Below are 14912 nucleotides of genomic sequence, written 5' to 3'. Positions count from 1 at the left end.
TATCCATGAAGAAATAGTACACATCCGTGCCAAACACAAAATATTCCGGTTTTTGCCACCTCCCACCGCCGGGACAGAGGCTCCAGAGGGGATTTCCCGGAGACAAAGGTAAGAAATATGTCTGTTTTCATGCCCAAAATGGCAATGGTTAGTCTGTTTTTACGAAAAAATTTGCATAAATTTGCACAACCAACATAAAATTTCCACAAACCGCAACCCTCCATGAAACGAATAATCTACCTGGTCTGTATACACCTGCTGTGCTGTGCGGCGGCACAAGCCAGCAACCTGCGGCAGATATCGAGCCGCGAAGGCATATCGAACAACGCCATCCTCTCGCTGGCACAGGATAAACACGGGTTTATCTGGGTCGGTTCGTGCGACGGGCTGAACATGTGGGACGGCGAACGCATGCGCCTCTTCCCGAACGACTGGGGCGAATACACCCCCCTGTCGGGCAACCTCATCGAGGAGATCGCCGTGACGACGGACTCGCTTTTCTGGATCCGCACGAACTACGGGCTCGACCTGTTCGATCCGGACAGCAAGCACGTCGAACCGCACACCTGTTTCCAGGGAATGTACCGGATCGTGACCCGCAGCAGCGACGAGGTGATCGTCATCACGCAGGACAACAAATTCAGCTACTACGACCGCACACGCCATGAATTCGCCCCCACAAGGCCGATGCAGCAAGGGCGGTATGCCGACATCCTGGAGATGGTGCTCGACGACGAGGGCAACCTGTGGAGCTTTTCACGCAAGGGTATTTTCTGTATGCCGGTGAAAATTCCCGCCGACGGGCAGGGGGACATCCGGTTCGGCGAAACACAGCAGATAGCCCTGCCTTCGCTCCCGGAATTCGCATTCCGCGAAGGGAACAGGGTTTATTTCATCGACCGGAACAAAGTGTTCTACGAGTTCGACATCAAAAGCCGTCAGATCATATATATAAAGGATATGCGCGAGGAGCTGGCCGCCATGGGACAGGTGTCCCGCATCATCAGCGACGGAGACGATTACCTCGTGTCGTTCAACACCAACGGCGTCGTCCGTCTGAAAACCACCCCCCAAAACAGCGTAAAATACGTCACGGAGCACATCAACATCACCTGCGGCGCCATGACGCTGCTGCGCGATGCCCGGCAGGAGATCGTATGGATCGGCACCGACGGGCAGGGGCTTTACCAGTACACGCGCAATGCGGTGGCTTTCCGCTCGATCACCTTCAACGACCTGCCCTACAACCTTTCGAAGCCCGTGCGTGCGCTCTACGTCGACCACGAACGCAGCCTGTGGGTGGGAACCAAGGGCGAAGGATTATTGCGCATCCCCAACTTCTACGACAGAAAGACCTTCGACGCAGCCCATGTCGAACAGAAAACCACGGCCAACAGCGATCTGCTGGACAACTCGGTCTACACTTTCGCCGCAAGCAGCCGCAACCTGCTGTGGATCGGCACCGACGGCGACGGGCTGAACTACTACTCCTATGCCGACCGGAGGATCCACCGCCTCGGCGTCCCCGAGGAGATGCGGTTCATCCACACGCTGCGCGAGACGGCGCCGGACACCCTGTGGGTGGCTTCGGTAGGCTGCGGTATATTCCGCATCACGCTGGGCGGATCGCAGACCCATCCTGAAATCCGCGAGGTCAAGCGACTCCACTTCAACGAGGAACTGGAGGTCAAAAAATTCTTCTTCGCCCTCTACGAGCAGAACGATTCGATCATGTGGTTCGGCAACCGCGGAGGCGGGGCCGTACGCTACAACACGCATACGAATACGCACCAGATCGCCAAATTCGACCACAACCGCAGCGCCATCGTCAACGACATCTTCACGATCCACCAGACCCAGGACAAGAGCCTCTGGTTCGGCACGAGCGGCGGACTGATACAGGTCGCACGCGACACGACGCTCATCCCGGGCATCACCAACACCGTGCACGGCATCCTCGACGACCGCAAGGGCGACCTCTGGCTGAGCACCAACCGAGGACTGGTGCAGTACACGCCCCACACGGGCAACGTGGTGACCTACGGGTACTCCTACGGCCTGAATACCATCGAATACAGCGACGGAGCCTACTTCACCGACCCGCAGACGGGGCTGCTCTTCTTCGGCGGCATCAACGGGCTGGTCACCGTCGAGGAAACCGGCTTCGAGGAACAGTCGTTCAACCCGCCGATCCTCTTCCGCGACGTGCGCCTCAACGACGGGGTGCACAACATCGGCAACCTGCTCTCCGACAAAGGCGCGCTGACGCTGCGGCACGGGCAGCGCATCTACGAGATCACGGTATCGGCACTCGACTACGTCAACGGCAGCAACTACACCTATTACACGCGGCTGGACGGGTTCAGCGACCAATGGACGAGCACTTCGTCGAAGCTGTCCTTCGCCGACCTGCCGCCCGGCACCTACCGGCTCGACGTACGCTACCGCAATAATATCACCGGGGCGACAAGTCCCGTCTATTCACTGGAAATACGCCTCAAACCGGCATGGTACGCCACATTCCTGGCAAAGCTGCTCTACATGCTGCTGGCGCTGGCCGCCGTCACCATGACCCTGCGTTATTACCTGCTCCGTTACCGGCAACGCAAGGCCCAACAGCTGCAACGCCTCGAAAGCCGGCGCAAAGAGGAGGTCTACGAATCGAAAATGCGATTCTTCTCGAACATCACGCAGGAGTTGTCCATGCCGCTGACAATGATCTCGGGGCCCTGCCAGCAGATCATGACATACCGTAAATCGGACTCCTACATCCTCAAATACGCGCAGACCATCCGGCAGAACGTGTCGAAGCTCCACGACCTGATCTACATGCTCCACGAGTTCCGCGGTATCCGCACCTCGCAAAACGATGAGAATGAAAACATCGAGCTGGTACCCGTGGCCGAAATCGCCCAGGGAATCGCGGAGACCTTCGGCGAATACTCCGAGCAGAACAGCATCCACTGCAAGCTGGACATCGAGCGCAACCTGGCATGGCCGAGCGACCGGGAAGGGCTTTCTACGATCCTCAACACACTGTTGTCCAATGCATTCAAGCACACGCCTTACAACGGCTCGGTGAGCCTGACGATCCGCAACGACGACGGGGAACTGTTCATATCGGCCGCCAACGACAGCATCGGGGTCAACCTCGACGACATCGAGGCCATTTTCGACCGTTACCGCGTGCTGGATTATTTCGAGCGCAAGAGCGAACGGGGGCTTTCGTTCCAGGGCGACCTGCGGCTGGCGATCTGCCACAGCATCGTGACCCGCATGCACGGCCGGATCACGGTCGAAAGCACCCCCAATGCCCAGACGACGTTCACCGTGCGGCTGCCGCGGCTGAAAGTAACCGCCGAGAACACGTCCGTGAACGACAACATCGTGCCGATCGACACGAACTACGGGCTGCCGCTGCCGACCGTCACGCAACGCGAATTCACGTTCGACAAGAACCGCCGGACGATGTTCGTGGTCAACGACGATTCGGAGATCATGAATTTCGTGGCCGAGCTGTTTGCCCCGGACTACAATATCAAAATGCCCGACGGCCTGAACGCGATGATCGAACTGCTCAAACAGATGCACCCCGACATCATCATCTGCGATGCGCTCTCGGAGAAATCGGACTGCCTGTCGCTCATCAAGTTCATCAAGGAGGGCAAGCTGACCTCGCATATCCCGGTGATCCTGCTCTCGACGGCACAGCAGGTCGACGAACGCATCAAGGGCGTAGAATCCGGCGCCGACATCTGCCTGACGCTGCCCTTCAACGTCGAATACCTGAAGGCCGTGACCGAGCAGTTGCTCAAACGCAACCGCTCGCTCAAGGACTATTACAAATCGTCGATCAGCGCCTTCGAACTCTCCGACGGCAAGATGCTCCACCAGGACGATAAGGAGTTCATCGACAAGATGCTGAAGATCATCAACGACAACATTTCCAACACGGAGATCTCGACGAAATTCATCGCCGACGAGATGGGCGTAAGCATCCGCAACCTCTACCGCCGCCTGGAAGGCATCCTGAACCAGACCCCGACCAACATCATCAAGGAGTACCGGCTGGCCAAAGCCGAGCAGCTGCTCACCTCGACCAAGCTCTCCATCGACGAGATCATCTACAAGGCGGGGTTCGTCAACCGGGGCACGTTCTTCAAGTGCTTTGCCGCCAAATACGGCTGCACCCCCAAGGTATACCGCAAGGAGAAGCTCTCCCAGATCAAACAGGAGGTTGACGAACTGCCCGAAGGGCCACAGGAAAAAGCATAAGGCGGGGGTTCCCGGCAATACAGGAATCCCTGTCCGCCCGACCGGAGACGGCGGTTCCCGCCAACCAGTCTAAAAACCCAGGCCCGGCTGCACTTGCAGCCGGGCCTGAATCCCTAATTATACCACTTAAAAACTTGTAACTGTCCCATCCCGACGGAAAAACAATCGCCCGGAACTTTCGAGTCAATGCAAAATTACACATTCCCGAGGTTTCGCCAAGTATCAATTCATGCAATAAAAGTACAATTCAAGCCACACCCCTGAAAAAAGCAGGGCGGGACACCGGAATGTCCCGCCCTGCGGAGCGATTTGCCGCTGCGGCCGTTTAGATCGCGCCCGCGATCAGGAACACGGCAGCCACCGTAAGGATGGCGTACAACTCGGGGAATGCCGCGAGGATAAGCGTCTTACCCATCACATCGTGGCCGTTGCCGATTGCGGCGATACCGTTGGCACACACCTTCGACTGGTAGTATGACGAAGCGAGGCAGACCAGACCCGTCAGCAGACCGGCGCCGAAGATGGCGGCCCCCTGCAACAACGTCATCGAATCCGTAAGGAACCCTTTGATGATGAAGTAGCCCACGAAACCGTAAAGGCCCTGCGAACCGGGGATAGCCGACAGGATCATGTAGCTACCGAAAGCCCCGCCGTTTTTCTTCATGGCGCCTACCGATGCCATACCGGCGATCGAAGTACCGATACAGCTCGCTACGCCCGAAAGGCCTACCATCAGCGCTACGCCGAGATAGCCCAAAATAATTGCAGTTGTTGATTCCATAATTTTAATTTGTTTTAGTTGTTATTTGTTTTCCGAATTATCTATTTTCTGCAAGGGCTCGAACGAACGCATTGACATTTCGAAGCCCGCGTTTTTGTAGAACTCGACGAACGTCAGACGCATCGGGTGCACGAACGACGAAATGGTCGACATGAAGAGGTTGATGCCGTGGCCGATCAGCAGGATCGGGATCATGATCAGCAGCCGCACGACGATGCCCGAACCTTCGGGCACGAACCCGGCGGCAAGCGCATTGAACACCGTGGCGAGGATACCGCCCGAGAGGCCGATGGCGAACAGACGGATATACGACAGTACGTCGGAGAGGATGCCCGTAAGGTTATTATAGGTATCCCACAATCCCAGCCCGAAATTCAGCAGCGGGTTCTTGCCCGGCGAATTGAAGAACAGCATCAGCACCGCACCCACGCCGAGCGTCGCATAGAACGCGGGCGAGGAGGTGGTGTAGAACGGGATCACCCACCCGGAGTTGAGCATCGGCAGTCCGGCGGCAAGGCTCCCGCCCAAAATGACCAGCAGCCACCCCAGCGAACCGAGCGAATAGCGGAACCCGACGGTCGACGAGATCATGACGATCTTGAGCACCATGCCGAACATGATCTGCACGAGGCCGATGGCCAGCGCGATCGAGAAGAACTGGCCCTGGAAATCGAAGAAATGGATCGACGGGAACCATTCCGACATGTTGATGCCGAAGAACGAACCGCACAGCAGCCCGAAGAGGATCGTCATCACGCCGCACAGCGTGGCGAACCACGCAGCCTGGCGCATCATGCCGGGCTTGCGGTTCCTGGAGAGCATCCAGGCTCCCAGGAGTGCCAGGATGGCACCGTAGCCGGCGTCGTTCAGGCAGATGCCAAAGAAAAGCATGTAGAACGGGGCGAAGAACGGCGTGAGATCCATCGTGCCATATTTCGGCCGGGCATACATGTCGCCCACCAGTTCGAAAACGCGCGCGAACCGGTTATTCTTGAGCTTCACGGGCGTATCGTCCTCAGGCGTAGGGTCTCCCTTGAGATAAACGACGTTGGGATACGCTTCCAGCAGGGCGTCGACCTTGTCGGAGGTCTCCTTCTCGGCCCAGCCCTCCATGACGACCAGCGTACCGTCGGCGGCCTGCTGCGCCGTGGCTTTCACGCGCACGCCCTGCAAGCGCTCCTTCAGTTGCGCAGCGTGCGCCGCAAGCAACTTCTCCGACGCCGCCACGCGCGAGAATTCAGCGTCGAGTGCCCGCAATTCCTGCCCCGCCTCGGCGATACGGCGTTCCGCTTCGCGGAAGTCCATCGAAGGAGCCTTCATCTCCTGCGCATCGAGCGTCACATCCTCGCCCGGGGCCGTCACGGCAACGAAATAGGCCGTAGAATCGGTACGGTTGATCAGCGAAAGCATATAGCGTTCCGACCACTCGGGCCCGAACTTGTCGTAGTTGCTCTTCGGGGTGAAGAAATAGCGCAGCACGATGCCCTGCGAAGCCAGCGCCTTCGTACGCTCGGGCGAGAACTCGCCCCACGGACGCAGCTCGTCGGCCGATTTCTCCAGGCGTCCGATCTCGGCGGCGAGCGCCGTGGCCTTCTGGTGTGCGGCGACATAGTGCTCATAGGCCTCGGCACCCGAGGCGAAGGGTTTCGCACCGGCCTTGAAACGACCTTCCCCGGCACGGAAATTCCGCAGGAAGTCGGCGGCCTTCGCATGCCCCTCGATATCGAGCAGCAGTTGCCGGTCTTCCTCCGAAGGCTCCCAGCCCGTCGTCGTGATGTCGACAAGGCCCAGTTCGCGCAGCTTCCCGATAAAATCCTCACTTTGGGCCGCATAGAGCACAAAGTCGTATTTTGCCATTTTCGCTATCATAACATCGCGCCCTCCCCGGCCTGTTGCTGTTTGGTTTTCACGATCTTCTGGGCCGACTTGGAAAGGTTCTCCTCGTCTTCCATGAAGCGTTTGATCTTACGTATGGCGTCCTCGTACCCGGGTATCTGCACCTTTTCGTACAAGTTCACCTTCTGAGTGGTTTTACGGCGTGCGTGATCCAGCAACTCCATCTTGCGGTTATACACCTCGAATTCGATTCCCAGCTGCGCCATGCGCTTGAGGATATCGATTCCGTCGGCGAACCATACGGGCGACGAGAAGAGGTCGTAGGGCTTCTCCTCGAATTTCACGTCCTGCAAGACGGGTGTACGCACACCCGCGATCTTCTGTACCGAAAGTTCGACATCAGCGATGCGCAAGAGGTCACAATCAAACTCTCCCCAGAGCGATACCATGTAGTCGTACTCGGCCTTCAGGGCATCGAGCCGACGGCGGTAATCGCCCGCGGAGTCCTTCGCCTTCTTCACCTCGGAGCGCAGGGCCGACTCCTTACTTTTGATCGTAGGGAGCGCCTTCTGCCGCATTTTCAGCTGTTTGCCGAGGTCGCCGAGCGAGGTCTTGTTATATTGAAATTTGATTGCCATCGTGCCTTACGCTTCTTTCCAGTACTTTTTGATGAGTTCCTCCTTGATCGCAACTTCCTCCTTGGAGAAATATTTGGCAAAGAGCCCCCATGCCGTGTCGAGCATCTCGGTAATGCCGATGTTGACGTCGATCGAAAGGAGTTTCTCCGAATAGTCGTATGCGAACTTCAGCGTACGCTCATCGTAGTCCGAGAGGTCGAAACCGTTCTCGAGCTTGGTCTTGGCATTGGCGGCATCGGCGTACAGACGCACACAGGCGTTCATCACCTGCGGATGGTCTTCGCGGGTCTTCTTGCCGATCACGAGCTGCTTCAGACGCGACAGCGAACGGAACGGGTCGACGATGACCTTGCCCGTATCGGAATCGTTCCTCAGGAACAGCTGGCCCTCGGTGATGTAACCCGTGTTGTCGGGGATGGCGTGCGTGATGTCGCCGCCCGACAGGGTCGTCACGGCAATGATCGTGATCGAGCCGCCGTTGGGCAGCTGCACGGCCTTCTCGTAGATCTTGGCCAGGTCGGAGTAGAGAGAACCGGGCATCGAGTCCTTCGACGGGATCTGATCCATACGGTTCGACACGATGGCCAGCGCATCGGCATAGAGCGTCATGTCGGTCAGCAGGACGAGTACCTTCTCGCCCTTGTCCACCGCGAAGTACTCGGCGGCGGTCAGCGCCATGTCGGGGACGAGCAGCCGCTCCACGGGCGGGTTCTCGGTCGTGTTGACGAACGACACGATACGGTCGAGCGCACCGGCATTCTCGAACACCGACTTGAAATAGAGGAAGTCGTCGTTGGTGAGTCCCATGCCGCCCAGGATGATCTTGTCGGCTTTGGCACGCAGCGCCACGTTGGCCATTACGGCGTTATAGGGCTGGTCGGGGTCGGCGAAGAAAGGGATCTTCTGCCCCGTCACGATCGTGTTGTTCAGGTCGATACCGGCAATACCCGTGGCGATCAGCTCCGAAGGCTGGATACGGCGGAACGGGTTTACCGTCGGGCCGCCGATCTCGCGCGCCTCGCCCTCGACGATCTCACCGCCTTCGAGCGGTTCGCCGTAGGCGTTGAAGAAGCGTCCCGCGAGGTTGTCCGACACGCGCAGCTTGGGAGGTTCGCCGTGGAAGACCACTTCCGAGTCGGTAGCCAGCCCCTCGGTACCTGCGAAAACCTGCAACGTCACGTTCTCGCCCATGATTTTCACCACCTGCGCCAGCTTGCCGCCCACGGTGGCCAGCTCGTCGTTGCCGACGCCCTGCGCCCGCAGGGTCACGGTCGCCTTGGTGATGTTGTCGATTTTGGTATATATTTTCTGAAAAGCTCGTGTTGTCATGGTCTAAAGCTTATTTTGTTTTTTCACTCACATACTCCTCGATCTGCTTCAGGTAGCCGTTGAACTTCTCCGACTGCCACTGCGAATAGTTCATCTGGCGGAAGAGGTTGATAAGACCCTTGAAGAACTGCGAGCACTCTTCGAAATCGGCGAAGGCGAAATCCTTCCGGCAGATGTCGAGCACCATTTTATACATCATCTTCTGGCGCTCGATCGGACAGTTGGCATCGATGTCGTCGAAAGCGTCCTGCTGGAGGATCACGAAGTCGATCAGCTCCGACTTCCAGAAACGTTCGTGGTACTCCACCGGCACGCCGTCATCACCCAGGATGTTGATCTGGTCATTGGCCTCCTTGCCGCGCTGCACGATGGTCTTGCCGGCATACACGAGGTCTACCCAATCCTTCTCGATATGATCGTCGAGGTATTCGCGGATCTCGGGGTATTCCAGATATTTCGAGTAGGAATCCAGCGGGTCGATGGACGGGTAGCGCTTCGAGTCGGCGCGCCCCTGCGAAAGGGCGTAGAAACAACGCGCCGCCTTCTTCGTGGATTCGGTCACCGGCTCCTTGAGGTTACCGCCCGCGGGCGACACCGTTCCGAGGAAGGTCACCGAACCGGTCTCCCCGTTGGTGAGTTTCACCAGGCCGGCCCGCGAGTAGAAGTTCGAGATGATCGCCGAAAGGTCCATCGGGAAAGCGTCCTGTCCGGGAAGCTCCTCCAGGCGGTTCGACATCTCGCGCAGCGCCTGTGCCCAGCGCGACGTCGAGTCGGCCATCACGAGCACCTTGAGACCCATGGCACGGTAGTATTCGCCGATCGTCATGCCCGTATATACCGACGCCTCACGCGCCGCAACGGGCATGTTCGACGTATTGCAGACGATGATCGTACGCTCCATCAGGTTGTGCCCCGTACGGGGGTCGATCAGCTCGGGGAACTCCTTGAAGATCTCCACCACCTCGTTGGCACGCTCGCCGCATGCCACCATGATGATGATATCGGCATCGGCCTGCTTCGAAATAGCGTGCTGGAGCACCGTCTTGCCGGCACCGAAAGGCCCGGGAATAAAACCCGTACCGCCCTCGGCCATCGGATTGAAGGTGTCGATGGCACGAACGCCCGTCTCCATCACACGCGAGGGGCGCGGCTTCTCGACGTAGCAGCGCACGGCCTGCTTCACCGGCCATTTCTGCACCATCGTGATCCCGTGCTCCCGGCCTTCGTCGTCCGTCACCACGGCAACCGTGTCCGTAACCTTGTATTTCCCGGCCGCAACGATGCTCTTGACCGTATAATTGCCGGTCATCGTGAAAGGCACCATGATCTTGTGGCTCACCCACTGCTCCTTGACCTCGCCCAGCCACGATGCGGCCGAGACCTTGTCGCCCGCCTTCGCCAGCGGGGCGAACTCCCATTCGGCCGAGAAATCGACCGGGTCGGTGATCGAACCGCGCGCGATGAACAGGCCGTCCATCTTTTCGAGGTCGTTCTGCAGACCGTCGTAGTTGCGCGACAAGAGGCCCGGAGCGAGCGTCACTTCGAGCATATGCCCCTCGAACTCGACCCTGTCGCCGATCTTCAGCCCCCGGGTGCTGTCAAAAACCTGGACATAGGCGCTGTCGCCTACGACCTTGATGACCTCGGCCATCATTTTGGTATCCCCCGTATACACGTAGCAGATCTCGTTCTGGCCCACGGCTCCGTCGGCCTTGACGATCACGATATTGGAGATGATACCATTTACACGTCCTGTAGTTTTCATGAATTATCCTATTGTTTATTTTCTATCAGCCCTTTGCCATCCAGCTCGGCCATCAAACGCTCGAACATCTCGCGTCCGCGCACCGCATCGAGCTGCGTCCAGCGCGCCACGATGTTGACACGCGACAGGTACGACAGGATGGAATTAATGTCGAAATAGTCGAACGTCGCCAGCTCCACGGCTTCGTTCCAGCGGATCAGGTCGATCTTGTGCTCCTTCTCCACGAGGTTGGCCTCGTCGTTCACGGCAGCGATCACGGCGTCGATGTAGGGCAACTCGCCCCGCAGCCCGAAATCGGCAGCCGAGCTGCGCTCCAGCTGCTCGACCACGTCGCCTCCGCCGACGGTCACCTCCTCGACGGGCCGCCCCGCCGCACGGGCCGTCACGGCGGCCGTCACATTGCGCAGGTTGCGGTCGAATTCCGACCATGCGCGCAGGAAGCGGCTCCGGGAGCGGCTGCAGGCATCGTAGTAGGCCCCGAAGAGCGCAGTCTCGAAGCGCCCGGCCGTATCGACCTCCTCGGCATCCTCGCCTTCGGGGTCGGCAAAGGCGCGCAATACGCGGGCTACGGGCGCCGGCAGGCGCCGGGGAGTCTTCACCTCCTCTTCCAGCTCCTCGCGTGTGAAGTTACCCAGCGGATTGTGCGCCGAGCGCCCCGCACGCAGCGAAGCGATATTCTCACAGTCGTAATAGCCGTACAACAGCCGCACCGCGTCGGCATCGGCCCCGTCCACCCCTTCGAGGATCTCCCCGACGATGGCCTTGGCATCGAAACCCTTGGTGTCGGCATCGAGCGAATACTCCTTCAGCCCGGCTACCAGACAATAATAATTCGTCGTGAACATAGCGTCACGCCTTAAAAAGCATGTCCGATACTTTCTCGCGCAGGTATTCGCCCAGCAAGGCGTCGAAATCGGCATCGGAGAACGAGATGTAGTAACCGCCGTCCTTGGCACCTACCTTGAACCCGCTCTTCACCTCCTTCGAATAGCCCACTTCGATACCGGCGGCGAGCAGTTCCCGGGCGCTCTTGCCGAACGCCGCGTCGAGCTTGGTGCGCTCGGCCTCGGGCAGCAGGGCTTTCAGTTCCACCTTGCCCGCATCGGCACCGTTCCAGTTCCCGGCCACGGCCAGCAGCATCTCCTTGATGAATGCGGGATCGAGCGCAGCCTCCTTCACCCCGGCCGCAGTGGCCTTGGCCACGATCATCGAAGCGATCTCCGACTTGATCTTCGCAGCGGCCTGCTTGCCCGCGAGTGCGATCTCGGTCATCGTGTTCTTCTCGACATCTTCGGCCTTGTCACGGGCCTTCTTGACGATCTCCTCGGCCTGGGCGCGGGCTTCGGCGACGATCTTCGCCGCCTCGTTCTTAGCCTCCCCGACCAGACGGTCGGCTTCGGCACGGCCTTTCTCCAGCCCCTCGTCGTAGAGCTTTTTGGTCAGCTCCTGAAGTTTGTTTTCCATAGTGTTATTTAGTTTTGATTATCGTTTTTCAAAATATGCACACAAATATATAAAAGATTATCAGAAAACTGAGGCACACTGCAATAATTTGTCCTTTTTTGACAAAATTCAAGAACAAAAAGAAGAAGTTTCGAAGCGAAATGAAGTGTCTTACGGCCGGGAAACCCGCCGCCCGCCGCAGGCTGTCCGGTAAAAACCCACCGGCGCCGTAAAAAAAACGGACGGCCCCGCGGGAAGGCGGCAGCCCCACAAAAAACGGACGCCGCTCACGCGGCATCCGCCTTATCGGGTTCGCACAGGGGTCACTGGTGCTGGGGACGCAGCAAATCCTGCACGACTTTCACGGGCGAGAAGGTCGTGATGGGCACATCCACGAAGATGGTGTTCCACCGCGACATCGTGCCGTTCCACAAACCGGGCAACTCCTGCGCACGCAATTCGCGGCCACCGCTCGACTTGGACGAGATAAAGCCCGTCGCAGGGTCGGTATAACGCCGCAGGTCGAACTTGCGCCCCTTGGAATCCCGGACGCCGCACACGAGGTCTACGGGATTGAAATGCGTCGCGGCCTTCATCAGCGGCTGGTCGGCGGGTGCGATCTGGCTCGACTCGGCGATCTGGAGCGACTGCGTGCCATCGGCGTTCGAAGCCCAGAACGGGCCGCCTCCCGGCTCGCCTTCATTGCGAACCATGCCGCAGACACGGATCGGACGGTCGAGCACGGCGCGCAACAGGGCAGAATCGTAGTCGGCGGGCAGTTTGACGCACAAACGCTGTTCGATGAACTCCACGATCGGCTCCAGCTCGGCACCGCCCACCTCAAGCGCTTTGAGGTACTCGAAAGCCCGATCCTGCAAATCCAGCAGGATGCCGGCCAATACCTTTTTATAGCGGATCGTATCGCCGCGCTGCGCATCGGTCGTCACGTTGTCGATGTTCTTGATGAACACCAGATCGGCGTCGATTTCGTTCAGGTTCTCGACTAACGCGCCGTGCCCTGCCGGACGGAACAGCAGCGTGCCGTCGTCCTGCCGGAAAGGGGTGTTGTCGGGATTGACGGCAATCGTATCGGTCGAAGGTTTCTGCACCGAGAACGAGATGTCGTAACGGATGCCGAAACGCTGTTCGTACACGGGTACCTTTTCCGCCAGGAGGGTTTCGAAGCCCGCGATGTGCTCGGGCGACACGGTGAAATGGATCCGGGCCACGCCTCTGGCCGCGGCATAGACCGCGCCCTCCACCAGGTGCTCCTCCACCGCCTTGCGCGCCCCTTCGGGATAGGCATGGAAGGTCACCAGCCCCTTGGGCTTCTGCCCGTAGCCGAGCCCGTCCTTTACGATGGCACGCACGGTTGCCTTGTCGTCGGCATCGGGCGGCAGCACGGCCTTGAGTTCCGGCCAGAAGGCGAAGCGCCCGATATTGTCCAGCAACGTGTCGATGCCCTTGCCGCGCTTACCCTCGTTGACAAACTCGAACAACTCCTTGAACATACGGGTCGCGGCACCCGAGGCTGGCACGAATTTCACGATGCCCAGGCGGTCGGCCTCCCGTTCATAACGCGCCACGGCGGCGGCAGCCTCCGCGTCGCCCACGACCATCACCCCGTCGCCGGGCGATGCGGCGCGCACAACCTTCAGGAAGGGGAACCCGCGGCGGAAATTCTCCAGCTGGCGCTCGACCGCGTCGGGAGTCAGCCCGTGTTTTTCGATCTGCTGTAAATCTTTTTCGGTAAACATGGTTCTATCGTCTTTAGTTTTTCGTCGGATCGGAATTATCTTCAAAGATAACGAAATAATTTCTAACTTTGCACATCATGATCCGAGAATTTCACCAAACCAGCCTGCGCGGACGCAACAGTTTCGGCGTCGAGCAGCACGCCGCCCGGCTCGTCGAATTCGAGACCGAGGAGGATCTGCACGCGATTTTCGGCGGCGGAATCCCCGACCGCTGGAGCGTCCTGAGCGGCGGCAACAACATACTTTTCACACAGGACTACGACGGGCTGCTGCTGACCCCCGTCTCGCAGCGGATCGCCCTGCTCGGAGAAGAGGGGGGCACGGTACACGTGCGCGCCGACGCCGGGGTCGAATGGGACGACCTGGTGGAGTGGGCCGTACAGCGCGGATTGTGGGGGCTCGAAAACCTCTCGCTGATCCCGGGCAAGGCCGGGGCGGCGCCCGTGCAGAACATCGGCGCCTACGGCTGCGAGGCGAAGGACGCGATCGAGCAGGTACACATGTTCTGCGTGGAAAACTGCAAATGCATGACGCTCGACGCCGCGCACTGCTGTTTCGGTTACCGCGAAAGCATCTTCAAGCACGACCTGCGGGGACGTGTCGTCATCACGGCGGTAGACATCCGCCTTTCGCGTACGCCGCAACCCCGGCTGGGGTACGGCGACGTGGAGCGCGAAGTCGAATCCCGCGGCGGCACGACGCTGCGCAACATCCGCGAGGCAATCTGCGCCATCCGCCGCGCCAAACTACCCGACCCGAAGGTGACGGGCAATGCGGGGAGCTTCTTCAAAAACCCGGTCGTCGATGAATCCGTGGCGCAGCAACTGCGGGCCCGCTGGCCCGACATGCCGCTCTACCCCGCCACCCTTTCGGGCAAGGCCAAACTCGCCGCCGGGTGGCTCATCGACAAGGCGGGGCTGAAAGGCTGCCGAAGCGGACGGGTAGGCATCCATGAACGGCAGGCACTGGTATTGGTGAACCTGGGAGGCGCCACGGGCGGCGAGATACTCGATTTTGCCCGCATGGTACAGGCCCGCGTACACGAAAAGTTCGGCATAGAGATAGACACCGAAGTCAACATATTGTAA

General features: G+C 59.2%; 10 protein-coding genes. 2 read left to right on the top strand and 8 right to left on the bottom strand.

Features of this window, described 5'->3' with window-relative positions:
• Positions 1 to 222 precede the first annotated feature (222 nt).
• Entirely contained in the window at positions 223 to 4275 is a 4053-nt protein-coding gene (locus NQ559_RS09990; RefSeq protein ID WP_018694796.1) for a hybrid sensor histidine kinase/response regulator transcription factor, read from the top strand.
• 325 nt (positions 4276 to 4600) lie between these two features.
• Here NQ559_RS09990 and NQ559_RS09985 read toward each other — a convergent pair whose 3' ends face one another.
• The 8 genes from NQ559_RS09985 to NQ559_RS09950 form a co-directional block, all read right to left on the bottom strand.
• Entirely contained in the window at positions 4601 to 5056 is a 456-nt protein-coding gene (locus NQ559_RS09985; protein ID WP_022332863.1) for an ATP synthase subunit C-like protein, read from the bottom strand.
• Positions 5057 to 5077: 21 nt separating this feature from the next.
• Positions 5078 to 6913, bottom strand: coding sequence for a V-type ATP synthase subunit I (locus tag NQ559_RS09980; protein WP_026318178.1), 1836 nt, complete (start codon positions 6911 to 6913; stop codon positions 5078 to 5080).
• A gap of 8 nt (positions 6914 to 6921) precedes the next feature.
• A complete protein-coding gene (locus NQ559_RS09975; RefSeq protein ID WP_018694793.1) occupies positions 6922 to 7530 on the bottom strand; it encodes a V-type ATP synthase subunit D in 609 nt (202 codons plus the stop codon).
• A 6-nt stretch (positions 7531 to 7536) separates the two neighbouring features.
• Positions 7537 to 8859, bottom strand: coding sequence for a V-type ATP synthase subunit B (locus tag NQ559_RS09970; protein ID WP_018694792.1), 1323 nt, complete (start codon positions 8857 to 8859; stop codon positions 7537 to 7539).
• Between the two features lie 10 nt (positions 8860 to 8869).
• The gene (locus NQ559_RS09965) at positions 8870 to 10624 is read right to left on the bottom strand and encodes a V-type ATP synthase subunit A (protein ID WP_018694791.1); all 1755 of its coding nucleotides are present in this window, start codon (positions 10622 to 10624) and stop codon (positions 8870 to 8872) included.
• 8 nt (positions 10625 to 10632) lie between these two features.
• The gene (locus tag NQ559_RS09960; protein ID WP_018694790.1) at positions 10633 to 11469 is read right to left on the bottom strand and encodes a DUF2764 family protein; all 837 of its coding nucleotides are present in this window, start codon (positions 11467 to 11469) and stop codon (positions 10633 to 10635) included.
• Positions 11470 to 11473: 4 nt separating this feature from the next.
• On the bottom strand, positions 11474 to 12088 hold the full coding sequence (locus tag NQ559_RS09955) for a hypothetical protein (RefSeq protein ID WP_018694789.1): 615 nt from the start codon (positions 12086 to 12088) through the stop codon (positions 11474 to 11476).
• Between the two features lie 302 nt (positions 12089 to 12390).
• Complete coding sequence (locus NQ559_RS09950; protein WP_018694788.1) at positions 12391 to 13824, bottom strand: DUF4301 family protein; 1434 nt, start codon at positions 13822 to 13824, stop codon at positions 12391 to 12393.
• Between the two features lie 77 nt (positions 13825 to 13901).
• Here NQ559_RS09950 and murB point away from each other — a divergent pair, with 77 nt between their 5' ends.
• A complete protein-coding gene (gene murB / locus NQ559_RS09945) occupies positions 13902 to 14912 on the top strand; it encodes a UDP-N-acetylmuramate dehydrogenase (protein ID WP_018694787.1) in 1011 nt (336 codons plus the stop codon).

Origin of the sequence: Alistipes onderdonkii, from assembly GCF_025145285.1 — a bacterium.
Classification (GTDB): domain Bacteria; phylum Bacteroidota; class Bacteroidia; order Bacteroidales; family Rikenellaceae; genus Alistipes; species Alistipes onderdonkii.
This window is presented reverse-complemented; position numbering and strand designations above follow the sequence as displayed.

Coding starts and splice junctions, on each gene's coding strand:
- NQ559_RS09965 (WP_018694791.1), bottom strand. CDS start 10,624: ATGAAAACTACAGGACGTGTAAATGGTATCATCTCCAATATCGTGATC.
- NQ559_RS09960 (WP_018694790.1), bottom strand. CDS start 11,469: ATGTTCACGACGAATTATTATTGTCTGGTAGCCGGGCTGAAGGAGTAT.
- NQ559_RS09990 (WP_018694796.1), top strand. CDS start 223: ATGAAACGAATAATCTACCTGGTCTGTATACACCTGCTGTGCTGTGCG.
- NQ559_RS09970 (WP_018694792.1), bottom strand. CDS start 8,859: ATGACAACACGAGCTTTTCAGAAAATATATACCAAAATCGACAACATC.
- NQ559_RS09975 (WP_018694793.1), bottom strand. CDS start 7,530: ATGGCAATCAAATTTCAATATAACAAGACCTCGCTCGGCGACCTCGGC.
- NQ559_RS09985 (WP_022332863.1), bottom strand. CDS start 5,056: ATGGAATCAACAACTGCAATTATTTTGGGCTATCTCGGCGTAGCGCTG.
- NQ559_RS09950 (WP_018694788.1), bottom strand. CDS start 13,824: ATGTTTACCGAAAAAGATTTACAGCAGATCGAAAAACACGGGCTGACT.
- murB (WP_018694787.1), top strand. CDS start 13,902: ATGATCCGAGAATTTCACCAAACCAGCCTGCGCGGACGCAACAGTTTC.
- NQ559_RS09955 (WP_018694789.1), bottom strand. CDS start 12,088: ATGGAAAACAAACTTCAGGAGCTGACCAAAAAGCTCTACGACGAGGGG.
- NQ559_RS09980 (WP_026318178.1), bottom strand. CDS start 6,913: ATGGCAAAATACGACTTTGTGCTCTATGCGGCCCAAAGTGAGGATTTT.